Raw genomic sequence first — 22228 nt, forward strand, 5'->3', positions numbered from 1 at the left:
CCTATCAGGCGGTAGGCAAGCACGCCGGCGTCAAACACTTCCATTCCCTGCTCGCGGAGCGGACGGCTCATTGCGGACGATAGTGCGGATCAGGTGGGTAGGGGTTCAGATTAAAGGCCTGACCCCGGGCCCGCCTCCGGGCCCGCCTGACCCCGGGCCCGCCGGGCCTTGCGTGACCCCGGGCCTTGCGCTGATGCACTTGCGCGGCGCCGGCATGGCCACCCTGCTGGTGCTGCTGCTGCTGGCCCAACTGACGGCTTGCGCCGGCCTCGTCTTCTCTCTTGAGGCCGCATTCTCCAGTTATGCGCTGTCTGTTTTCAGGGGAAGCTTACGCCGTGACCCCGAGTTCCCCGCTTGGCGGCTAGACCCAGGCAGGCGTATCCTGCCGCGACCGGCGCCAGTGCGGCGCGAGCGGGGTCGTCTATGCGGCAATTTCTTCGGCATCCGGTCGCCGTACCGGTGGAGCTTCATATCGAGCAGGATGCGGCCTGGGGCGCCAATGCCTGCCGTACTCGGGACATCAGCGCAGGCGGGCTTGCCCTGCATGTGGCCCAACCGGTGCTGCCTGGGCGGCAGGTGGCGCTGAGCATCGACTATCTGGCGCCGCGGCTGGAGGCGCAGGCCCGCGTGGCCTGGTGCCGTCCGGCGGACACCGCCGACGAAGGCTATGCGCTGGGCCTCAGCTTTGTCGAAGATGTCGAGTTGGGCTTGCTGGCGCAAATGGTTGAGCAACTGTGCCAGATCGAGGACTACCGATTCGCCACGCTGCGCAGCAGCGGGCGGCGGCTGTCGCACGAAGAGGCCGCCAACGAATGGCTGGCGCAATACACGGGCCCGGCCTTGCATTGAGCGGCGCGGCGCTCACCGAGAGCGTCAATCAATCGGCGTCAGCTTCGCCACCGCCAGCGCCAGCCACTTCATGCCGTGGCGGCCGAAGTTGACTTGGGCGCGCGCGTCCTGGCCGCTACCTTCCAGCGTCACCAGCACGCCCTCGCCGAATTTGTTGTGGAACACGCCCTTTCCGACGCGCAGGCCGCCGTACTCCTTGCCGACCTTCTGCGCCGCCGCCTGCTTCATGGTCTGCGGCACCGGCGGCACATAGGGCGCCCTGGCTGCCGTTGATGTCTCGACACGGCCCGCGCCCACCATGGACTTGAGGCCGGAGCCGCGCTCCCAGGCGCTCTGGTACTCGCGCGCAAAGCCCGAGCCGAAGCCCTGGTTGCGCGGCGTCAGCCACTTCAATGAGGCCTCGGGCAGCTCCTCCAGGAAGCGGCTCTTCACGTTGTAGCGCGTCTGCCCGTGCAGCATGCGGGTCTGGCTGAAGCTCAGGTACAAGCGCTGGCGCGCGCGCGTGATCGCCACATACATCAGGCGGCGCTCTTCCTCCAGGCCGTCGCCATCGGCCAGCGCGTTCTCATGCGGGAACAGGCCCTCTTCCAGGCCGGTGATGAAGACCGCGTCGAACTCCAGGCCTTTGGCCGAATGCACGGTCATCAGCTGGATCGCGTCCTGGCCGGCCTGGGCCTGGTTGTCGCCGGCCTCCAGCGAGGCATGGGTCAGGAAGGCCGCCAAGGGCGACATGATCTCGCCAGTCTCGGCATCCGGCGTCACCGCCGCGGCTGATGCCACCGCATTGGGCAAGCCCTCGGCGATCGCACCCGGCGCAAGCTCATCAACAGGCAAGGCAACGGCATCCTTGCCAAAGCCCTCCTGGGTCACAAAGGCCTCGGCGGCGTTGATCAGCTCGTCCAGGTTCTCCAGGCGCTCGGCGCCGTCCTTGTCGTTGCGGTAGAACTCGGCCAGGCCCGAGCTCTCTAACATCTGCGAGATGATCTCGCGCAGGGTCAGGCCTTGCGTGAGATTGCGCATGGACTCGACCAGGTTCACGAAGCCGGCCAGATTGCTGCCACCCTTACCCGCCACCGCACCCACGCTCTGGTAAAGGCTGCGGCCGCTCACACGCGCGGCGTCCTGCAGCAGTTCGATGGTGCGCGCGCCGATGCCGCGCGCCGGGAAGTTCACCACGCGCAGGAAGCTGGTGTCATCGTTGGCGTTCTCGATCAGGCGCAGATAGGCCAGCGCATGCTTGACCTCGGCACGCTCGAAGAAGCGCAGGCCGCCGTAGACGCGGTAGGGCACGCCGGCATTGAAGAGCGCCGACTCCAGCACGCGCGACTGCGCATTGCTGCGGTAGAGAATCGCGATCTCCTGGCGCGGCATGCCCTGGCGATGCAGGGCCTGGGCCTCCTCCAGCAGCCATTGCGCCTCGGCGAAATCGCTGGCCGATTCGTTCACCCGCACCGGCTCGCCGGGGCCGGCCTCGGTGCGCAGGTTCTTGCCCAGGCGGTGGCTGTTGCGGCTGATGAGCTCGTTGGCGGCGTCCAGGATGTTGCCGAAGCTGCGGTAGTTCTGCTCCAGCTTGACCACCTTCTTGACGCGGTACTCGCGCTCGAAATCGGCCATATTGCCGACGCGCGCGCCGCGGAAGGCATAGATGCTCTGGTCGTCGTCGCCCACCGCGAACACGCCCTGGCCCGCGCCTGGCGGCGCGAACATCTTCAGCCAGGCGTATTGCAGCTTGTTGGTGTCCTGGAACTCGTCCACCAGGATGTATTTGAAGCGCTGCTGGTAATGCGCGCGCAGCTCGGCGTGGTCGCGCAGCAGCTCGTAGGTGCGCAGCATCAGCTCGGCGAAGTCCACCACGCCCTCGCGCTCGCATTGGTCCTGGTAGGCCTGGTAGATCGTCACCATGGTGCGCGCTTGCTCGTCGCGCTGCTCGATGTCCTTGGGGCGCAGGCCGTCCTCCTTGGCACCGGCAATGAACCAGCTCACCTGCTTGGGCACGAAGCGCTCTTCGTCCAGCTTCATGGCCCTGATGACACGCTTGATGGCCGAGACCGTGTCGCTCGCGTCCAAGATCTGGAAGCCCTGCGGCAGGCCCGCCAGCTTCCAATGCGCGCGCAGAAAACGGTTGCACAAACCGTGGAAGGTGCCTATCCACATGCCGCGCACATTCACCGGCAGCATGGCGGTCAGGCGCGTCACCATCTCCTTGGCGGCCTTGTTGGTGAAGGTCACGGCCATCACCCCACCCGGCGCTACCAGGCCCTGGCTCATCAGCCAGGCGATGCGCGTGGTCAGCACCCGGGTCTTGCCCGAACCGGCGCCGGCCAGTATCAGCGCAGGCTCCTGGCCCAGGGTGACGGCGGCGTATTGCTCGGGGTTGAGGTTCTTCAGCAGGCCTGTGCTGGGCGGCGTGAACGCGGGATCATCTTCGAAGGGGGGCTGACTCATTGCGGCATTTTAGAGACTGGCATCATGCGGCCATGAAGAACGACGATTCTTGCCCCTGCGGCAGCGCCAAGCCCTACGCTGGCTGCTGCGGCGCCATCCACCTGCGTTTTGCGCAAAGCGGCGAGCTCAGCGCGCCCAGCGCCGAGGCCCTGATGCGCTCGCGTTACAGCGCCTATGTGCTGGAGCTGCGCGACTACCTGCTCGCCAGCTGGCATGCCAGCACCCGCCCGGCCAGCCTGCAGCCCAATGAGCAAGGCCTGAAATGGCTGGGGCTGGAAGTGCGGCGCCACCGGCAGCAGGACGCCGACCACGCCACGGTGGAGTTCGTGGCGCGCAGCAAGCTCGGCGGCCGCGCCCAGCGCCTGCATGAAACCAGCCGCTTCGTGCGCGAGCAGGGCGCCTGGTACTACCTCGACGGCGATCTCGGCTGACGATGGTGATGCTACTGCCCATCCTCTACGCCGACGAACAGCTGGTCGCCATCAACAAGCCCGCCGGCCTGCTGGTGCATCGCAGCGCCCTGGACGCGCGCGAGGAGGTATTTGCGCTGCAGCTGCTGCGCGACCAGCTCGGCCGCCATGTCTGGCCGCTGCACCGGCTCGACAAGGGCACCTCGGGCGTGCTGCTGTTCGCGCTGGACGCCGACAGCGCCAGCCTGCTGGGCCAGGCCTTCGAGCAGGGGCTGGCGAAGAAGCGCTACCAGGCCTTGGTGCGCGGCTGGCCCGCCGAGAACGCCGGCAGCATCACGCACGCGCTGGCCAAGGACCCCGAGCTGCCCTCGCAGGGTCAGGTCTTGCTGGAGGCGCGCACCGATTGGCGCTGCCTGCGCCGCCTGGAATGGCCCGTGCAGACCGACCCGCGCCACGCCAGCAGCCGCCTGGCGCTGCTGGAGGCAAGCCCGCTGACGGGCCGGCGCCACCAGATACGCCGCCACTTCAAGCACATCGCCCATCCCATCATCGGCGACGCCACCCATGGCAAGGGGCCGCTGAACCGTGCCGTGGCGGCCCACCTGGGCCTGCAGCGCCTGTGGCTGCACGCCATGGCGCTGGAGATCGCGCACCCGCTGACCGGCCGGCCGCTGCGCATCGAGGCGCCGCTGGGGCCCGAATGGGCGCTGCTGGAACTGCAGGCCGACGGTCAGACATAGAGCGCGCGTGGGCGCGCCGCCGAGAATGGTCATTGGCCATTGACCTTTGGCCAGCACGCCCCACCCGCCATGGGGACAATGCGGGCGATGCATCGCGATTCTTCCAAAGGCGTCATCTACGCCGCCCTGGCCTACGCGGCCTGGGGCCTGTTCCCGCTCTACTTCAAGCAACTGGCCGGCGTGCCCTCGCTGGAGGTGGTGGCGCACCGCACGGTCTGGTGCATGGTCTTCATGCTGCTCGTGCTGGCAGCGCTGAAACGCTGGGCCTGGCTGGGCCCGCTGCTGCGCCAGCCCAAGGTGCTGGGCGCGTTTGCGCTCTCGGCCCTGCTGCTCTCGGCCAACTGGCTCACCTATGTGTGGGCGGTGCAGCACGACCATGTGCTGGACGCCAGCCTGGGTTACTTCATCAACCCGCTGGTGAATGTGGCGCTGGGCTATGTGTTCCTGCACGAGCGGCCGCGCCGCCTGCAATGGCTGGCGGTGGCCCTGGCGGCGGCCGGCGTGCTGTGGCTGACCCTGCAGACCGGCCGCCTGCCCTGGGTGGCGCTGGTGCTGGCGGCCAGCTTCGGCGCCTACGGCCTGCTGCGCAAGGTGGCCAGCCTGGGCGCGCTGGAAGGCCTGGCCTTAGAGACCATGCTGCTGACGCCGGTGGCCGCGGCGGCGCTGGCTTGGTGGACCAGCCAGGGCAGCAGCGCGCTGGCGCAGGGCGACGCCGGCCTGATCACATGGCTGCTGTTCGCCGGCCCGCTCACCGCCCTGCCCCTGCTGCTGTTCGCCGCTGGCGCGCGCCGCATCCCGATGACGACGCTGGGCCTCTTGCAATACATCTCGCCCAGCATCCAGTTCATGCTGGGCGTGTGGCTGTACCACGAGCCCTTTGCCGCGGCCCGGGTGGTGGGCTTTGGGCTGATCTGGGCGGCCCTGCTGGTCTACAGCCTGGAGGGTTGGCTGAACGGCCGCGCCCGCTGATCCATCAGTTGCGCATCAGATGGTCAAAGGCGCCCAGCGCCGCCTTCGCGCCATCGCCAGCCGCGATGATGATCTGCTTGAAGGGCACGGTGGTGGCGTCGCCGGCGGCAAACACGCCCGGCACCGAGGTCTGGCCCCTGGCATCGACGATGATCTCGCCCTGCTTGGAGAGCTCGACCACACCGCGCAGCCATTCGGAATTGGGCACCAGGCCGATCTGCACGAACACGCCCTCCAACTCGATGTGGCGTGACTCGCCCGTGGCACGGTCGGTATAGCTCAGGCCGTTCAGCTTGTGGCCATCGCCGCTCAGCTCGGTGGTCTGGGCCTGGGTGTGGATGCTGACGTTGGGCAGGCTCTTGAGCTTGCTGACCAGCACCGCATCGGCACGCAGGGCCTCGCCGAACTCGATCAGGGTCACATGGGCCACGATGCCGGCCAGGTCTATGGCCGCCTCCACGCCGGAGTTGCCGCCGCCTATCACCGCCACGCGTTTGCCCTTGAAGAGCGGGCCGTCGCAATGCGGGCAGTAGGCCACGCCCTTGTTCTTGTATTCCTGCTCGCCGGGCACGTTCACATTGCGCCAGCGCGCGCCGGTGGAGAGGATCACGGTCTTGCTCCTGAGCGTGCCGCCATTGGCCAGGCGCAGCTCGATCAGGCCACCCGGCTCGGCGGCCGGGACCAAGGCCTCGCCACGCTGCAGATTCATCACCTCGACGCCATAGGTCTTCACATGGGCCTCCAGGCTCATCGCGAACTTGGGGCCGTCGGTCTCCAGCACCGAGATGTAGTTCTCGATCGCCAGGGTGTCGTTGACCTGGCCGCCGAAGCGCTCGGCCGCGATGCCCGTGCGTATGCCCTTGCGGGCCGCGTACACCGCCGCGGCAGCGCCGGCGGGGCCGCCACCCACCACCAGCACATCGAAAGGCGCCTTGGCCGAGAGCTTGGCGGCGTCCTTGTCCGCGGCGCCGGTGTCGAGCTTGGCGACGATTTCTTCCACCGTCATGCGACCCGAGCCAAAGGGCTGGCCGTTCAGGTAGACGCTGGGCACGGCCATGACCTCGCGGGCATTGACCTCGTCCTGGAACAGCGCGCCGTCGATGACGACGGTCTTGACCCTGGGGTTGAGCACGGACATCAGGCTCAAGGCCTGCACCACATCCGGGCAGTTATGGCAGCTGAGGGACATATAGACCTCGAAGCTGAACTCGCCGTCCAGGCCCAAGATCCGCTCGATCACCTCCTGCTCAACCTTGGGCGGATGGCCGCCGGTCCACAGCAGGGCCAGCACCAGCGAGGTGAACTCATGGCCCAGCGGGATGGCGGCAAATCGAAGGTTTGGCAGGCTTTGCTCGCTGCCATTGCGACGCAGGCTGAAGGACGGCTTGCGCGCATCCTGGCCGTCGGTCTTGAGGGTGATCTTGTCGGACATCGCGGCGATGTCCTGCAGCAGCGCCAGCAGTTCCCGAGCGCTGTCGCTGTCGTCCAGCGCGGCTTCGATCTCGAAGGGCTGGGTGACGCGCTCGAGATAGCTCTTGAGCTGGGATTTGAGGGTGTCGTCCAACATGGTGCTGCTTCCTTTGCGGTTCAGGCGTGGCGTGGTCAGCCACTCTGAGAGCACCCGTCGGAACAGACGCTCTCAGAGTCGCTTGCGCGGCTCTCTGGGGGATGCTGCAAACCCTCCCGGGCTTGCAGCAAGCTGGCTCATTGCTTAGATTTTTCCAACCAGATCCAGCGAGGGGGCGATGGTCTTGGCGCCTTCGTTCCACTTGGCCGGGCAGACCTGGCCAGGGTTCTTGGCGGTGTACTGGGCCGCCTTGAGCTTGCGCAGGGTTTCCTTGACGTCGCGGGCGATCTCATTGGAGTGGATCTCGGCCGTCTTGATCACGCCTTCCGGGTTGATCACGAAGGTGCCGCGCAGGGCCAGGCCTTCTTCGGGGATGTGCACGCCGAAGGCATTGGTCAGCTGGTGGGTCGGGTCGCCGACCAGGGGGAACTTGGCCTTGCTGACGGCCGGCGAGGTTTCGTGCCAGACCTTGTGCGCGAAATGCGTGTCGGTGGTGACGATGTAGACCTCGGTCTCGGCCTTCTGGAATTCGGCGTAATGGTCGGCCGCGTCTTCAACTTCGGTCGGGCAGTTGAAGGTAAAAGCGGCCGGCATGAAGATCAGCACGGACCACTTACCCTTCAGCGACTCTTCGGTGACGGTGATGAACTTGCCGTTGTGAAAAGCTTCGGTCTTGAAGGGCTGGACTTGGGTGTTGATCAAAGAGGACATCGGGGCTTCCTTGCTAGGGTGGTTGATGGAATGACCGAACTATATCGACACAAGCGTGCCGTTAGTTTTGGTTAATCAAATCACCCTTATTGGAATTCCCTATCAGCCTTCCTCCAGCGCCAGCAGCTCCTCGACCGTCTGGCGGCGGCGGATCAGGCGCGGCTCGGCCTTGCCATCGACCAGCACCTCGGCAATCAGGGGACGGCTGTTGTAGTTGCTGGACATCGAGGCGCCGTAGGCGCCGGTGTCGTGGATCACCAAGAGGTCGCCGACCTCGGCCGCCATCAGCTCGCGCGGCACCACCACGCCGCCGTCCTCCTGGGTGAACACATCGCCCGATTCGCACAGCGGCCCGGCCACCACGGTGGGGCGGCTGGGGCGTTGGCTACCGTCCTGCGGCAAGAGGCTCATCGCATGGAAGGCGCCATACATGGCCGGGCGCATCAACTCGTTGAAGCCGGCGTCGACCAGCACGAAATGGTTGCTGCCGGCATTCTTGGTGGCACGCACCTCGGCCAGCAGCAGGCCGGACTCGGCTACCAGGAAGCGGCCCGGCTCGATCTCCAGCTGCAGCCGGTGGCCCAGCAGCGCCTCGGCCTCCTTGCGGGCGGCATCCCAGAGGCCGAAGTAATGCGCGGTGTCTATGCTGGCTTCGCCCTCGCGGTAGGGGATGGAGAGGCCGCCGCCGGCCGAGATCGCCTGCAGGTCCATGCCGGCCGCCTTGACCTCGCGTACCAGGCCCACCATGGCGCCGCAGACCTGGCTCAGATGAGCATAGTCCACGCCCGAGCCGATGTGCATGTGCAGGCCCAGCAGTTGCAGGCCATGGGACTTGACGACGGCCAGCGCCTCGGCGAGCTCGCTGTGCCAGATGCCATGCTTGCTGTGCTCGCCGCCGGTATTGGTCTTGTTGCTGTGGCCATGGCCGAAACCGGGGTTGATGCGCAGCCAGACCTTGTGGCCCTTGGAAACGGCCGCGAGCTGGCGCAGCATGTCGATCGAGCCGGCATTCACCGGGATGCGATGCTCGACTACGGTGGCCAGGGTCTCGCGATCCAGCAGGTCGGCGGTGAAGACAATCTCGTCGCCACCCGCCTCATAGCCGGCCGCCAGCGCCCGCAGAATCTCGCCGCGCGAGACCGCATCGACCTTCACGCCCTGCTCGCGCATCAGGCGCAGGATATGGGTGTTGGAGCAGGCCTTCTGGGCAAAGCGCACCGTGTCGAAGGCCTGCAGCGCGGCGATGCGCGCGCGTATTACGGCGGCGTCGTAGACCCACAGCGGGGTGCCGAAGCGCTGCGCCAGCGAGCGCAGCGGGATTGAGGGGTTCGGTTCTTGTTGAGGCATGGCGGCATCGTGCCAGCCCTCCGGCATTCATTCAAATGCTTTTGTTTCGCCATGCAATCCACTTCTGATATGGTCTAAGCATGATCAGCCACCGCCATATCGAGGTGTTCCGCGCCGTCATGCATGCCGGCAGCGTGACCGAGGCCGCCCGCGCCTTGCACAGCTCCCAGCCCACCATCAGCCGCGAGCTGGCGCGCCTGGAGCAGTTGCTGGGCTATGCCCTGTTCGAGCGCCAGCGCGGAAGGCTCAAGGCCACGGCCCGCGCCCTGCAGCTGTTTGACGAGGTGCAGCGCTCCTTCCAGGGCCTGGAGCGCGTCATCGGCCGTGCCCACGAGCTGGGGCGCGCCGAGCAGGAAAGGCTCAACATCCTCTGTCTGCCGGCACTGGCCCATGCCCTGCTGCCGGCGGTGAGTGAAAACTTTCTGGCGCGCCATCCCGCGGCCCAACTGAGCATCACGCCACAGGAGTCGCCGCTGCTGGAGGAATGGATGAGCGCGCAGCGTTTCGACCTGGGCCTGAGCGAACAGCGCCAGGCAACGGCCGGCACGCGCCTGGAGCGGCTCGCCAGCCTGGACGAGGTATGCGTGCTGCCCGCCGGCCACGCCCTGCTGGCCAAGCCGGTGCTCAGCCCGGCGGACTTCGAGGGAGAGCGCTTCGTCAGCCTGGCGGCCGAGGACCCCTACCGCGTCGAGCTGGACCGCATCTTTGCCGAGGCGGGCGTGCAGCGCCGCCTGCAGCTGGAGACGCACAGCGCGGTGGCGGTATGCGCCATGGTCGAGGCGGGGCTGGGTCTGGCGATCGTGAACCCGCTCACCGCACTCGCCTGTGCGGGCGAGCGCCTGCAATGGCGGCGCTTTGCGGTGTCCCTGCCCTTCGAGCTGAATGCCTTGCTGCCGGAGCATCGGCCGGTGCAGGCGCTCACCGCGGACTACCTAGCGCTCGTGAAGCGCGAACTCAGCGGCATTGCCAAGAGGCTGGCCGCTGGCTGATCACGCACGCTCAATGCGGGCGTAAGCTGAATGGTTGTGTATGGATTCAAAGTTCTCCACATCCACCGTGTAGGCGCCAATGCGCGCGTCGGCATTCAGACGCAGCGCCACGTCGCGCACCAGGTCCTCGACGAACTTGGGGTTCTCGTAGGCGCGCTCGGTGATCCACTTTTCATCGCTGCGCTTGAGCAGGGGCCATATCTCGCTGGAGGCGCTTTCCTCGGCAAAGCGCACCAGCTCCTGCCAGCCCAGGGCATCGTCCTTCAGCTCGGCGCTGATGGTGACCAGCGAGCGCTGGTTGTGGGCGCCGTAGTCCGAGATTTCCTTGGAGCAGGGGCACAGGCTCTTCACCGGCACCGCCACCTCGGCGCGCACCGTGGTCTTGCCTGCACGCGTCTCGGAGATCAGCGCGCCCTGGTAGTCCAGCATGCTCTCGATGCCCGAGACCGGCGCGCGCTTGCGCACGAAGAAGGCAAAGCGCACCTCGATGCGCCCCTCCAGCGCCTCCAGCCTGGCGAGCATCTGGCCATGCAATGCGCGCAGGCCGGCCGCGTCCAGCGGTTCGTGCAAGGCATCCAGCCAGGCCACGAAGCGCGACATATGCGTGCCCTTTTTCTCCGCCGGCAGCGCCACGTCCAGGGTCCACTGGCCCACGGTCGGCTGCGCCTTGCCGGCGATGCGCAGCTGCAGGGGATAGCGCACATCCTTCACGCCGACACGCTGGATCACCAGATGACGCTCGTCGCGCTCGCTTTGGGTGTCGGGAATGTGCAGGGCGCTCGTCAATTGATTCATAGGGGGAGCATCGCACCAACCGAGGAACCTTGCCTCGGCCGGGGCTTACTGGTTTGCGGCGGCGCGCAGCAGGGCCGGACGGCCGCCAAAGCGCTTGAAGATGGATTGCTCGATGCCCGCGGCGTCCAGGCCGCATTGCGACATCAGCTTGGCCGGGTCGCCATGCTCGACGAACACATCGGGCAGGCCCAGCTGCAGCACCGGCAGGTTCAGGCCGGCGGCCTGCAAGGACTCCAGCACCGCGCTGCCGGCGCCGCCCATCACGCAGCCGTCTTCCACCGTCACCAGGGCGTCATGGGTGCGCGCCAGCTCGGCCACCAGGGCGTCGTCCAGCGGCTTCACGAAGCGCATATTCGCGACTGTGGCGTCGAGCTGCTCGGCCGCCTGCAGGCAGGGAAAGAGCAAGGTGCCGAAGGCCAGGATTGCGATGCGTGGCCCCTGGCCCTGCGCGCGGCCGCTTTCGCGCCGCAGCTCGCCCTTGCCCCATGGCAGGGCCGACATCTGCTTTTGCACTGGCACGCCCACGCCGGCACCGCGCGGATAGCGCACCGTGGCCGGGCCATCGTGCTGGAAGCCGGTGTAGAGCGCCTGGCGGCATTCGTTCTCGTCCGCCGGCGTCAGCACCGCCATGTTCGGAATGCAGCGGGTGTAGGCGATGTCGTAGTTGCCGGCATGGGTGGCGCCGTCGGCACCCACCAGGCCGGCGCGATCGAGCGCGAACAGCACCGGCAGGTTCTGGATCGCCACGTCGTGCACCATCTGGTCGTAGGCGCGCTGCAAGAAGGTGGAGTAGATCGCCACCACCGGCTTGAGGCCTTCGCAGGCCAGACCCGCGCCAAAGGTCACCGCATGCTGCTCGGCAATACCGACGTCGTGATAGCGGGTCGGGAAGCGCTTGTGGAAGTCCACCATGCCCGAGCCCTCGCGCATCGCGGGCGTGATGCCCACCAGGCGCGTGTCGGCCTCGGCCATATCGCACAGCCAGTCGCCGAAGATCTGGGTGAAGGTGGGCTTGGGCGGCGTGGCCGGCTTGACAAAGCCCACAGCCGGATCGAACTTGCCCGAGGCGGCGTGGTACTTGACCGGATCGGCCTCGGCCAGCTTGTAGCCCTGACCCTTCTTGGTCACCACATGCAGGAACTGCGGGCCCGAGCGGCTGCGTAGGTTCTCCAGCGTGGGGATCAGCGCGTCGAGGTCATGGCCGTCGATCGGGCCCACGTAGTTGAAGCCGAACTCCTCGAAGATCGTGCCGGGCACCACCATGCCCTTGGTGTGCTCCTCGAAGCGGCGCGCGAACTCGTACAGCGGCGTGTTCTTCAAGACGTTCTTGGCGCCCTCTCGCGCGGCGCCGTAGAACTTGCCGCTCATCAGACGCGCCAGATACTTGTTGAGCGCGCCCACCGGCGGGCTGATCGACATATCGTTGTCGTTCAGTATCACCAGCACATCGCCCATCAGGCCGCCATGCGAAACGCCGGCATTGTTGAGTGCCTCGAAGGCCATGCCTGCGGTCATCGCGCCGTCGCCGATGATGGCCACGGCCTTGCGGTGCTCGCCCTTGAGCTTGGCGGCCATGGCCATGCCATGCGCGGCCGAGATCGAGGTGGACGAATGGCCGGTGCCGAAGGTGTCGTACTCGCTCTCGTCGCGGCGCGGAAAACCGCTGATACCGCCCAGCTGGCGCAGGCCCGCCATGCCCTCGCGGCGGCCGGTCAGCACCTTGTGCGGATAGGTCTGGTGGCCCACGTCCCAGACCAGGCGGTCGTGCGGGGTGTTGAACACATAGTGCAGCGCCACCGTCAGTTCCACCGCGCCCAGGTTGGAGCCCAGGTGGCCGCCGGTCTTGGAGACACTCTCCAGCACATAGGCGCGCAGCTCGTCGGCCAGCTTGGCCAGATCGGTGCGCGGCAGCCGGCGCAGATCGGCCGGGCTGTTGATGGTGCGCAGGAGCGAGAAATTCATGTGCGATGCATTCCGAGCTGTCAGTTGTCCCGGTCCACCACGCGGTCGGCCAGCAGGCTGAGCCAGGCGGTGTTGGTGAGCCCCGAGCGTGCCAGCGCCGCATGGGCTTGCGCGCGCAGTTCGTCGGCGTAGCGGCGCGCGCCATCCAGGCCCATCAGGCTCACATAGGTGGGCTTGTTGGCCTCCTGGTCCTTGCCGGCGGTCTTGCCCAGCACGGCAGAGTCCTGGGTCACGTCCAGAATGTCGTCCACCACCTGGAAGGCCAGGCCGATGGCGGCGCCGTAGTCGGTCAGCGCGGCCCAGGTCGCGGGCGTGGTCTCGCCACAGGCCGCGCCCATCAGCACGCTGCCCTGCAGCAGCACGCCGGTCTTGCGGCGGTGCATGTCGCGCAGCGTGGCCTCGTCCAGGTCCTTGCCCACGCTGGCCAGATCGATGGCCTGGCCGCCGGCCATGCCGGCATGGCCCGAGGCGCGCGCCAGCAGCGCACACAGGCGCGCCTGCAGGGCCGGCGCGATGCCGGCCTCCGGCGTCAGCACCTCGAAGGCCAGGGCCTGCATGGCATCGCCCGCCAGCATGGCCTGGGCCTCGCCGAATTGCACATGCACGGTGGGCTTGCCACGGCGCAGCACATCGTTGTCCATGCAGGGCATGTCGTCATGGATCAGGGAGTAGGCATGGATCAGCTCCACTGCCGTGCCAGCACGCAGGGCAGCCGGGGCGTCGCCGTCCACCGCCTCGCAGGCCGCCAGCACCAACAGCGGACGCAGGCGCTTGCCGGCACCCAACACGCCATAGCGCATCGCCTCGCCCAGTCCGGCGGGCGCATCCGCAGGCACCCATTCGTCCAGCGCGCGCTCGTAAGCCAGCAGAGCGCGCTGCATCCATTGTTCAAATACGCCTGCATCCACGCTCAGGACTCCTCCCAGGTTTTCATCTCGCCGCCCTCCAGCACCTTGACCTGCTGCTCGACGGCCTGCAGGCGCGCGCGGCAAAAACCCAGCAGCTCCGCACCGCGGCGGTAGCTGTCCAGCAATTGGTCCAGCGGCAATGCCCCGGCCTCCATGGATGCGACCAAGCGCTCCAGCTCGTCGAGCGCAAGCTCGTAACTGGCCGGAACTGCCGCTGGTGGCGCGGCTTTGCTGGTGGGCATGGGAGGCTTGCTCATGTAGAAATGCGAAAGCGGGATTGTAGTCACCGGCGTAAGGCCGGGCTTAGAGCACCCACACCTTGTCACACACCCACCACATCCCCCGCAGGGAGGATGGCGATGACAGCCATTGCCAAGACCCTGCCCGGAAGACCGCGGCATGGGTACAATCCCGCCCTCGCTGCCCACCGCCCTTGCGACGCTGGTGCGGCGTTTGGGAGCCCGGCCTGGAAGCAACCTTCTGGCCGGGCTTTTTGACACAAACCCGGCTCCGCGCCCAGGCGTCAAGCTTTGTTGGCGCCCGACGGCAGCGGACTCGGGGGGTTGACATTGGTTTCTTGGAGACCCTCTTGGATCATGTCCGACCTGAGCATTCCTCTCTCGGCGCTTGAACGCAGCAACACGCAGCTGCCTGTCACTTCCTATTTCGATGAGGGCCTGTTCCGCAAGGAACAGGAACTGATCTTCCAGCCTGGGCCGCGCTACCTGGGGCACGCCCTGGCCGTGCCCGAGGTAGGCGACTTCTATGCACTGCCCCAGGAGGGCGAGGGCCGCGCCATCGTGCGCACGCCCACGGGTCTGGAGCTGATCTCCAATGTCTGCCGGCACCGCCAGGCGGTGATGCTGCGCGGCCGCGGCAACACCAAAAGCAATGTGGTGTGCCCGCTGCACCGATGGACCTACGACCTGAAGGGCCAATTGGTCGGCGCGCCGCATTTCGAGCAGGACCCCTGCCTGAACCTGAACCGCTACAAGCTCAGGGACTGGAACGGCCTGCTGTTCGAGGACAACGGGCGCGACATCGCAGCCGAACTGGCGGCCATGGGCCAGCGCGCCGAGCTGGACTTCAGCGGCTATGTGCTCGACAAGATCCATGTGCACGAGTGCGACTACAACTGGAAGACCTTTATCGAGGTCTATCTGGAGGACTACCACGTCGGCCCCTTCCACCCCGGACTGGGCAAGTTCGTCACCTGCGACGATCTGGCCTGGGAATTCGGAAAGCACCACTCGGTGCAGACCGTGGGCATCCACAAGGCGCTGCAAAAGCCCGGCTCCGAGGTCTACAGCAAGTGGCACCAGCAGGTGCTGCAGTTCCGCGGCGGCGAGCCGCCCAAGCAGGGCGCGATCTGGCTGACCTATTACCCGCACATCATGGTGGAGTGGTATCCGCATGTGCTGGTGGTGTCGACGCTGTTCCCCAAGGGCCCGCAGCAGACCACCAATGTGGTGGAGTTCTACTACCCCGAGGAGATCGCCGCCTTCGAGCGCGAGTTCGTCGAGGCCAACCAGGCCGCCTATATGGAGACCTGCATCGAGGACGACGAGATCGCACTGCGCATGGACTGGGGCCGCAAGGCCTTGATGGAGCGCGGCGACAACGAGGTCGGGCCCTACCAGAGCCCGATGGAGGACGGCATGCAGCATTTCCACGAGTGGTACCGCCGCGAGATGGGGCTCTGAGCAGCATGAGCAAGCCAATCTACCGCACCCTGATCGCCAGCCATGAACTGCGCGAGCTTGTGCAAGCGCGGGCTCCGGACTTGCTGATCGTCGATGCCGGCTTCGACCTGGCCGATACCGAAGCCGGCACGCGCGCCCATGCGCAGGGCCATCTGCCCGGCGCCCATTACCTGCACCTGGACCGCGACCTGAGCGGTGCCAAGACAGGAGCCAATGGCCGCCATCCCCTGCCCGAGCGCGGCGCCTTTGCCGCGCGCATGGCCGCGCTGGGCCTCTCGCCCAAGACCCAGGTGGTGGCCTACGACGCCCAGGGCGGCATGTATGCGGCGCGGCTCTGGTGGATGCTGCGCTGGCTGGGCCATGAGGCCGTGGCCGTGCTGGACGGCGGCCTGGCGGCATGGGTCGCGGCCGGCGGCAGCCTCGTCACCGAGCCCACACCCGCGCCCCGGCCCAGCGGCTTCGTGCCCGGTCCGACGCTGGCCCCCAGCCTCGACGCCGACGCCCTGCAGGCCCAGCTTGGGCGGGTGCGCCTGATCGACGCGCGCGCCGGCGAGCGCTTCCGCGGCGAGATCGAACCGCTGGACGCGCGGGCCGGCCATATTCCGGGCGCCAGCAACCGCTTCTTCAAGGACAACCTGCGGGCCGACGGCTGCTTCAAGAGCGCCGACACCCTGCGCGCCGAGTTCGCCCCCCTGCTGGCCCCCTATGCGGCCGAGGCCGTGGTGCATCAATGCGGCTCGGGTGTCACCGCCTGCCACAACCTGCTGGCGATGGAAGTAGCCGGGCTCGCGGGCTCGCAGCTCTACCCTGGCTCCTGGAGTGAGTGGTCGTCCGACCCGGCGCGGCCGGTGGCGCAGGGCTAGCCTTGACATAACACAAGGCAGGCGGAAGATCAGGGCGCCACACTGGGTGCATCAAAACCCCACCTGAGACTGGAGGATCGCCATGTTCAAACGCATCATCGTCCCGACCGACGGCTCGGACATCACCAGCAACGCCATCAGCACCGCCGTGGCACTGGCCAAGGTGCATGGCGCCAAGCTCTTTGCCGTGAGCGTCAAGGAGCCCTTCCCCTACAGCGCGGTGTCCGAGATGCAGCCGACGCCGCCGCAGGAGTTCTTCGACGCACAGGAGCGCATTGCCCAGAGCCGTCTGAAGAGTGTGCTGAGCGCGGCCGAAGCCGCCGGCGTGCCTTGCGAGGCGCACAGCATCGAAGCCCTGCACGCCTGGGAAGCCATCATCGAGCATGCCAAGCGCGTGGACGGCGACCTGGTGGTGATGGCCTCGCATGGCCGCCGCGGTGTGCAGGCCCTGCTGCTGGGCAGCGAGACCCAGAAGGTGCTGACGCACAGCAATATCCCGGTGCTGGTGGTTCGCTGAGTTCTCGCCGCTCCGCTACGGAACGCCCCGGCCGCAAGGCCGAGGGCGTTTTTTCTTGCGTCAATGGCGGCTGCCCACTGCCAGCACCACCACGCCCATGCCAACGCCCAGCCACAGCAGCTGCAGCGCGGTTTCGCGCCAGGGCAAGCGGCGTTGCAGCTGCGGGATCAGGTCGGCCACCGCCACGTAGACAAAGCTGCTCGATGCCGCCACCAGCAGGTAGGGGAACAGCTGTTCCCAGGGCCCCACCAGGAAGTAGCCCAGCACCCCGCCGGCCACCGCCGCCAGGCCCGAGATGGCATTGAACAGCAGCGCCTTGGCACGCGAGAAACCGGCGTTCAGCAGCACGATGTAGTCACCCACCTCCTGCGGGATTTCGTGCGCGATGATGGCCAGCGCGGTGATCCATCCCAGATGCTGATCGGCCAGAAAGGCCGCGGCAATGATGATGCCGTCGCAGAAGTTGTGGATACTGTCACCCACCAGCACCGCCAGGCCGCCGCGCCCGGCCTGCTCCTGGTCGAAATGATGGTGGTGCTGGTGACCGTCGCCCTCGTGGTGGTGGGTATGGCGGTAGAGCTCGGCCTTCTCCAGCAGGAAAAAAAACATCAGCCCGCCCAGCAGGGTCAGGAACAGGCTGTGCGGGCTGGCCTGGCTCTCGAAGGCCTCGGGCAGCACATGCAGCAGTGCGGTGGCCAGCAGCACGCCGGTCGACAGGCTCACCAGATGCTTGACCACACGACTCAGCAGCGCCACCGTCAGGCTGGCCGCGATGAGCACCGACAGCAGGCCGCCGGCCAGGGTCGCGAGCACGATATAGAGCAGGGTCATGGATGGCAAACAAAAGGCGCACACTATGGTGCGCCGGCAGCGAAGACTTGTTGGCTTTGATTCTCGCAGACCTGTCAAGTCCCGCCCCGCTGCGGCTTTTGTACAAGGAACCGACGCACAAAGCCGCGACAATCGCGGCCCATGACCGTGCCTCGTACCGCCCCCGCCGCCCTTGCCGCCATCGACATGGGCTCCAACAGCTTCAGGCTCGAGATTGCCCAGCTCAACCGCAGCAACTACCGCCGCCAGGAATACCTGAAGGAGACGGTGCGCCTGGGGGCAGGTCTTGACGCCAATGGCGAACTCACCGAAGCGGCCATGCAGCGCGGCCTGGATTGCCTGGCCCGTTTTGCCCAGCGCCTGCAGGGCTTCGAGCCCGGCCGGGTGCGCGCGGTGGCCACGCAGACCTTGCGCGAAGCGCGCAACCGCAATGCATTCCTGGCACGCGCCCAGGCGGTGCTGGGCCATCCCATCGAAGTGATCTCGGGCCGTGAGGAAGCGCGCCTGATCTTTGCCGGCGTGGCGCGCCTGCAGCCCTCGCAGACACCGCGCCTGGTGATCGACATCGGCGGCCGCTCCACCGAAATGATCCTGGGCCATGGCCGCGTGCCACTGAAGGCCGAGTCCTTCCAGGTCGGCAGCGTCAGCCTGTCGATGCGCTTCTTTCCCGAGGGCCGCTTCAGCGCCGAGGCCTTCCGTGCCGCCCAGGTGGCCGCGGGTGCCGAGCTGGAGGAGGCGCTGAGCCAGTTCTCGCGCCCGCTCGCCCAGCCCGCCTGGGTGGAGGCGCTAGGCTCCTCCGGCACGGTCGGCGCGGTGGCGCAGATCCTCGCCGCCACCGGCATCACCGATGGCAGCATCACCCCCGAGGCGCTGCGCTGGTGCATCGAGCAATGCATCGCGGTGGGCCATATGGACAAACTCAGCCTGCCAGGGCTGAAGGAGGACCGCCGCGCCGTGGTGGGCGGCGGCCTGTGCATCCTCTACACCCTGCTGACGCAGTTCGGCATCGAACGCCTTCAGCCCGCCAAGGGGGCGCTGCGCCAGGGCGTGATCTTCGACCTGGCCGAGCGCCTGGAGGCCGCGCAACTGGCCCAGGGCCGCGACATGCGCGACCAGTCGGTGGCCGAGCTGCAGCAGCGCTTTGGCGTGGACCGCGAGCAGGCCGCCCGCGTGCAAGACCTGGCCCTCGCGCTCTACCAGCAGCTGCAGCCGCGCGCGCCGCGCGAGCTGCAGCGCGAGCTGGGCTGGGCCGCCGCCCTGCACGAGCTGGGCATGATGGTTTCGCACCACGACCACCACCGCCACACCGCCTACCTGCTGGCCCATGTGGACGCCAGCGGCTTCTCGCAGAACCAGCTCAAGCGCCTCGGCGACCTGGCGCTGGGCCAGCGCGGCGGCCTGCGCAAGCTGGAGACTCAGCTCGGCGACGAGAGCCTGCTGTGGCAGGTGCTGGCGCTGCGCCTGGCCGTCATCCATTGTCACGCGCGCGGTGCCCTCGCCGACGGCCCGATGCGCCTGCAGCGCCAGGGCCGGCGCGTGCGCGTCGCCGTCGATCCGGACTGGGCCGCCGCCCAGCCGCGCGCGTCTTACCTGATGCAGGAAGAGCTGCAGGCCTGGGCCAAGCTCGGTCTGATTGGGCTCAGCGTGCAGGCCTGAGCGCGGCCACCGATCAGCCCGCGCTATAGCGGCGCATCAGCGCCTGCTGGGAGCTCACGCCGGTCTCCGCGACGCGCTGGCTGCGCCCGTCCGGGCCGAGCTGCCAGGCGTCCAGGCGGTCGTGCAGATAGGGCTGCAGCGCCTCGTCGATGACGCGCTGGCGCAGCGCCGGGTCGAGCACCGGCCAAGCCACCTCGATGCGGCGGAACATATTGCGGCTCATCCAGTCGGCGCTGGACAGGTACAGAACCTCGTCGCCTTCGGCGACGCCCCAGCGGAAGTAGCAGATGCGCGTGTGCTCCAGGAAGCGCCCCACCACCGAGCGCACCAGGATGTTGTCGGTCTGGCCGGGCAGGCCCGGCGGCAGCATGCAGGCGCCGCGCACGATCAGGTCGATCCTGGCGCCGGCCTGGCCGGCCGCGATCAGGCTTCCGATCAGCGCGGCATCGGTGAGCGCATTGATCTTCACCACCACACGCGCCGGCTTGCCCGCGCGCGCCGCCTCCGCTACCTGGGCCAGGTGCTCGAGCATGCGGCTGTGCATATTGAAGGGCGCCAGCAGCAGGCGCTTGGGCGCCTTGAACTTGGAGAGCGCGGCCAGCTCGCGGAACACCAGGTCGACATCGGCGGTGAGCTCGGGGTCGGCCGTCAGGTGGCCCAGATCGGTATAGAGCCGCGCGGTCTTGGGGTTGTAGTTGCCGGTGGAGAGATGCGCATAGCGGCGCAGCACGGGCTTGCCCAGCTTGCCGACTTCGCGCCGCGTCACCAGCAGCAGCTTGGCATGGGTCTTCATGCCAACGATGCCGTACACCACCTGCGCGCCCACCGCCTCCAGGCGTTCGGCCCAGTTGATATTGGCCTCTTCGTCGAAGCGCGCCTTCAGCTCCACCACCACCATCACTTCCTTGCCGCGCCGCGCCGCCTCGATCAGCAGGTCCATCAGCTCCGACTTGCTGCCGGTGCGGTAGACGGTCTGCTTGATGGCCAGCACGTCGGGGTCCTCGACCGCCTCGCGCAGAAACTGCACCACCGGCTCGAAGCTCTCGAAGGGATGGTGCAGCAGCACATCACCCTTGCGTAGGCGGTGGAAGATGGACTTCTGGCGCGGCAGCCGCCCCTGCGGCCAGACCGGTTCGTGCGGCGCAAAGCGCAGCCCGGGCGCGTCGCACTGGTCGATCAGTTCGTTCAGCCGCACCAGGTTCACCGGGCCGTTGACGTGGTAGAGCGCCGCCGCCGGCATGTCGAACTGCTCAAGCAGGAAGTTCGAGAGTTCGGCCGGGCAGGTGTTCACCACCTCCAGCCGCACCGCACGGCCGAAGTGGCGCGTGGTCAGGCCCGAGCGCAGCGCATGGCGCAGGTTCGCCACCTCCTCCTCGTCGACCTCCAGGTCGGAGTCGCGCGTGACGCGGAACTGCGAGAAGGCCTCCACATGGCGGCCCGGGAACAGCTCCTCCAGATGCGCGCGAATCACGCTGGTCAGCAGCACAAAGGCCTGCTGGCCCTCGCTGACCGTGGCCGGCAGCTTGATGACGCGCGGCAGCACGCGCGGCACCTTGACGATGGCGATGCGGTTGTCGCGCCCGAACGCGTCCTTGCCCGAAAGCCTGGCAATGAAATGCAGGGACTTGTTGGCTACCTGCGGAAAGGGATGGGCGGGATCCAGACCCACCGGCACCAGCAGCGGGCGCACCTCGCGCTCGAAGAACTTGGCCACCCAGTGGCGCTGTGCCTCGTTGCGATCGGCATGGTTGAGGATGACGATGCGCTCCCGGCGCAGCGCCGGCATCACCTGCTCATTGAAGATCGCATACTGCTCGTCGATCAGGTCGTGGGCGGCACGTGCCACCCGCTCCACGTCGCGCGAACTCACCGCATTCACCGGGTCTCGCGCGGCGTCCAGCATGTCGGCGAAACGCACCTCGAAGAACTCGTCGAGATTGGACGAGACGATGCAGATATAGCGCAGCCTCTCCAGCAGCGGCACATCGCTGCGTTCAGCCTGGGCCAGCACACGTTTGTTGAACTCGAGAATGGCCTGCTCGCGATTGAGCAAGGCAACGTCTGGCAGGGTCATACGCCGATTCTATGAACGCCTCGTGACGAATTCGTGACGGCTGCCCAGTCCAGGATTTTCAGCTCGCCATCGGCATGTTCGACCAGGGCGGTCAGGCTTTCCACCCAGTCGCCGTCGTTGCAGTAGAGGATGCCGTCGATCATGCGCAGCTCGGCATGGTGAATATGACCGCACACCACGCCCTGCACGCCGCGCTTGCGCGCCTCGCGCGCCACCGCCAGCTCGAAGTCCGACACATAGCTGACCGCGCGCTTGACCTTGAGCTTGAGGTATTTGGACAGGCTCCAATAGGGCAGGCCCAGGCGCGCGCGCAGCGAGTTGAGGTGGCGGTTCAGCTTGAGGGTGAATTCGTAGGCGCTGTCGCCCAGATGCGCGAGCCAGCGCGCGCACTGGATTACGCCGTCGAACAGGTCGCCATGGGTGATCCAGAGCTTGCGGCCATCCGCCGTCTCGTGGATCCAGTCCTCGGCCACCTCGATGCCACCAAAGCTGTGCTGCAGGTACTTGCGTGCGAATTCATCGTGATTGCCCGGGATGAAGATCACCCGGCAACCCTTGCGCGCCTTGCGCAAGAGCTTCTGCACCACATCGTTGTGCGTCTGCGGCCAGTACCAGCTGCGGCGCAGCTGCCAGCCGTCGATGATGTCGCCCACCAGAAAGAGCTGCTCGCATTCCACCGTGCGCAGGAACTCCAGCAGGGCGCCGGCCTGGCAGCCGGGCGTGCCCAGGTGCAGATCGGAAATCCAGACGCTGCGGTAGTGCAGCCGCCCCTCGTCCCCATCCGCATCGGGGGCGACGGCAGGAGGCTCGGCAATGAAGGCGCTGGGGCTGGCGACGCGCGCCATCACGTAGTCGGGCTGCATGGGGCTAGGGCCAGTCAACACGACGGCCA

The 22228-nt window shown here is 67.2% G+C and carries 20 protein-coding genes; 9 read left to right on the top strand and 11 right to left on the bottom strand.

The features are described from left to right. The first annotated feature begins 423 nt into the window (after window positions 1-423). Window positions 424-849 carry a PilZ domain-containing protein gene (locus WG898_RS14950; RefSeq protein ID WP_339603598.1) on the top strand — a complete coding sequence of 142 codons (426 nt, stop codon included), beginning with the start codon at window positions 424-426 and terminating at the stop codon, window positions 847-849. A 24-nt stretch (window positions 850-873) separates the two neighbouring features. Here WG898_RS14950 and WG898_RS14955 read toward each other — a convergent pair whose 3' ends face one another. Continuing rightward, window positions 874-3294 (bottom strand): UvrD-helicase domain-containing protein, encoded by a 2421-nt coding sequence (locus WG898_RS14955; protein WP_339603599.1) that lies wholly within the window; start codon window positions 3292-3294, stop codon window positions 874-876. A gap of 32 nt (window positions 3295-3326) precedes the next feature. Here WG898_RS14955 and WG898_RS14960 point away from each other — a divergent pair, with 32 nt between their 5' ends. The 3 genes from WG898_RS14960 to rarD all read left to right on the top strand — a co-directional run bounded on the left by WG898_RS14960 (window position 3327) and on the right by rarD (window position 5413). After that, window positions 3327-3725, top strand: a complete 399-nt coding sequence (locus WG898_RS14960) for a YchJ family protein (RefSeq protein WP_339603600.1) — start codon at window positions 3327-3329, stop codon at window positions 3723-3725. Between the two features lie 8 nt (window positions 3726-3733). Further along, a complete protein-coding gene (locus WG898_RS14965; protein WP_339603601.1) occupies window positions 3734-4444 on the top strand; it encodes a pseudouridine synthase in 711 nt (236 codons plus the stop codon). Between the two features lie 87 nt (window positions 4445-4531). Continuing rightward, window positions 4532-5413, top strand: a complete 882-nt coding sequence (gene rarD / locus WG898_RS14970; RefSeq protein ID WP_339603602.1) for an EamA family transporter RarD — start codon at window positions 4532-4534, stop codon at window positions 5411-5413. A gap of 4 nt (window positions 5414-5417) precedes the next feature. Here the strand turns inward: rarD and ahpF are convergent, their stop codons facing one another. The 3 genes from ahpF to lysA form a co-directional block, all read right to left on the bottom strand. Then, entirely contained in the window at window positions 5418-6980 is a 1563-nt protein-coding gene (gene ahpF / locus WG898_RS14975) for an alkyl hydroperoxide reductase subunit F (RefSeq protein WP_339603603.1), read from the bottom strand. Window positions 6981-7124: 144 nt separating this feature from the next. Next, entirely contained in the window at window positions 7125-7691 is a 567-nt protein-coding gene (gene ahpC / locus WG898_RS14980) for an alkyl hydroperoxide reductase subunit C (protein WP_339603604.1), read from the bottom strand. A gap of 102 nt (window positions 7692-7793) precedes the next feature. Then, a complete protein-coding gene (gene lysA / locus WG898_RS14985; RefSeq protein WP_339603605.1) occupies window positions 7794-9038 on the bottom strand; it encodes a diaminopimelate decarboxylase in 1245 nt (414 codons plus the stop codon). An 80-nt stretch (window positions 9039-9118) separates the two neighbouring features. Here lysA and WG898_RS14990 point away from each other — a divergent pair, with 80 nt between their 5' ends. Continuing rightward, window positions 9119-10027, top strand: a complete 909-nt coding sequence (locus tag WG898_RS14990; RefSeq protein ID WP_339603606.1) for a LysR family transcriptional regulator — start codon at window positions 9119-9121, stop codon at window positions 10025-10027. Here WG898_RS14990 and folE2 read toward each other — a convergent pair whose 3' ends face one another. Genes folE2 through xseB form a run of 4 tightly spaced genes read right to left on the bottom strand, consistent with a single transcriptional unit; the run spans window position 10028 to window position 13934 of the window. Then, complete coding sequence (gene folE2, locus WG898_RS14995) at window positions 10028-10822, bottom strand: GTP cyclohydrolase FolE2 (protein WP_339603607.1); 795 nt, start codon at window positions 10820-10822, stop codon at window positions 10028-10030. Window positions 10823-10867: 45 nt separating this feature from the next. Then, window positions 10868-12784, bottom strand: a complete 1917-nt coding sequence (dxs, locus tag WG898_RS15000; RefSeq protein WP_339603608.1) for a 1-deoxy-D-xylulose-5-phosphate synthase — start codon at window positions 12782-12784, stop codon at window positions 10868-10870. A 20-nt stretch (window positions 12785-12804) separates the two neighbouring features. Continuing rightward, window positions 12805-13665: a polyprenyl synthetase family protein gene (locus tag WG898_RS15005; RefSeq protein WP_285235604.1), complete on the bottom strand. Its 861-nt coding sequence runs from the start codon at window positions 13663-13665 to the stop codon at window positions 12805-12807. A gap of 29 nt (window positions 13666-13694) precedes the next feature. Next, the gene (gene xseB / locus WG898_RS15010; RefSeq protein WP_339603609.1) at window positions 13695-13934 is read right to left on the bottom strand and encodes an exodeoxyribonuclease VII small subunit; all 240 of its coding nucleotides are present in this window, start codon (window positions 13932-13934) and stop codon (window positions 13695-13697) included. Window positions 13935-14288: 354 nt separating this feature from the next. On the opposite strand from xseB, the gene WG898_RS15015 reads away from it, so the two are divergent. The 3 genes from WG898_RS15015 (at window position 14289) to WG898_RS15025 (ending at window position 16775) form a co-directional block, all read left to right on the top strand. Further along, the gene (locus WG898_RS15015; RefSeq protein ID WP_339603610.1) at window positions 14289-15395 is read left to right on the top strand and encodes an aromatic ring-hydroxylating oxygenase subunit alpha; all 1107 of its coding nucleotides are present in this window, start codon (window positions 14289-14291) and stop codon (window positions 15393-15395) included. A gap of 5 nt (window positions 15396-15400) precedes the next feature. Next, a complete protein-coding gene (locus tag WG898_RS15020) occupies window positions 15401-16258 on the top strand; it encodes a sulfurtransferase (protein WP_339603611.1) in 858 nt (285 codons plus the stop codon). A gap of 82 nt (window positions 16259-16340) precedes the next feature. After that, window positions 16341-16775, top strand: a complete 435-nt coding sequence (locus WG898_RS15025; protein ID WP_339603612.1) for a universal stress protein — start codon at window positions 16341-16343, stop codon at window positions 16773-16775. 60 nt (window positions 16776-16835) lie between these two features. Here WG898_RS15025 and WG898_RS15030 read toward each other — a convergent pair whose 3' ends face one another. Continuing rightward, window positions 16836-17606 (bottom strand): ZIP family metal transporter, encoded by a 771-nt coding sequence (locus tag WG898_RS15030; protein ID WP_339603613.1) that lies wholly within the window; start codon window positions 17604-17606, stop codon window positions 16836-16838. Window positions 17607-17747: 141 nt separating this feature from the next. Here WG898_RS15030 and WG898_RS15035 point away from each other — a divergent pair, with 141 nt between their 5' ends. Then, window positions 17748-19262, top strand: a complete 1515-nt coding sequence (locus WG898_RS15035; RefSeq protein WP_339603614.1) for a Ppx/GppA phosphatase family protein — start codon at window positions 17748-17750, stop codon at window positions 19260-19262. 13 nt (window positions 19263-19275) lie between these two features. Here the strand turns inward: WG898_RS15035 and ppk1 are convergent, their stop codons facing one another. Both ppk1 and WG898_RS15045 read right to left on the bottom strand, forming a co-directional pair. Continuing rightward, on the bottom strand, window positions 19276-21336 hold the full coding sequence (gene ppk1 / locus WG898_RS15040; protein ID WP_339603615.1) for a polyphosphate kinase 1: 2061 nt from the start codon (window positions 21334-21336) through the stop codon (window positions 19276-19278). Further along, window positions 21333-22199 (bottom strand): UDP-2,3-diacylglucosamine diphosphatase, encoded by an 867-nt coding sequence (locus WG898_RS15045; RefSeq protein ID WP_339603616.1) that lies wholly within the window; start codon window positions 22197-22199, stop codon window positions 21333-21335. The genes ppk1 and WG898_RS15045 overlap by 4 nt, the downstream gene beginning before the upstream one ends. Between the last annotated feature and the right edge of the window lie 29 nt (window positions 22200-22228).

This window comes from Paucibacter soli (assembly GCF_037482845.1).
In the GTDB taxonomy this organism is placed as follows: domain Bacteria; phylum Pseudomonadota; class Gammaproteobacteria; order Burkholderiales; family Burkholderiaceae_C; genus Paucibacter_B; species Paucibacter_B soli.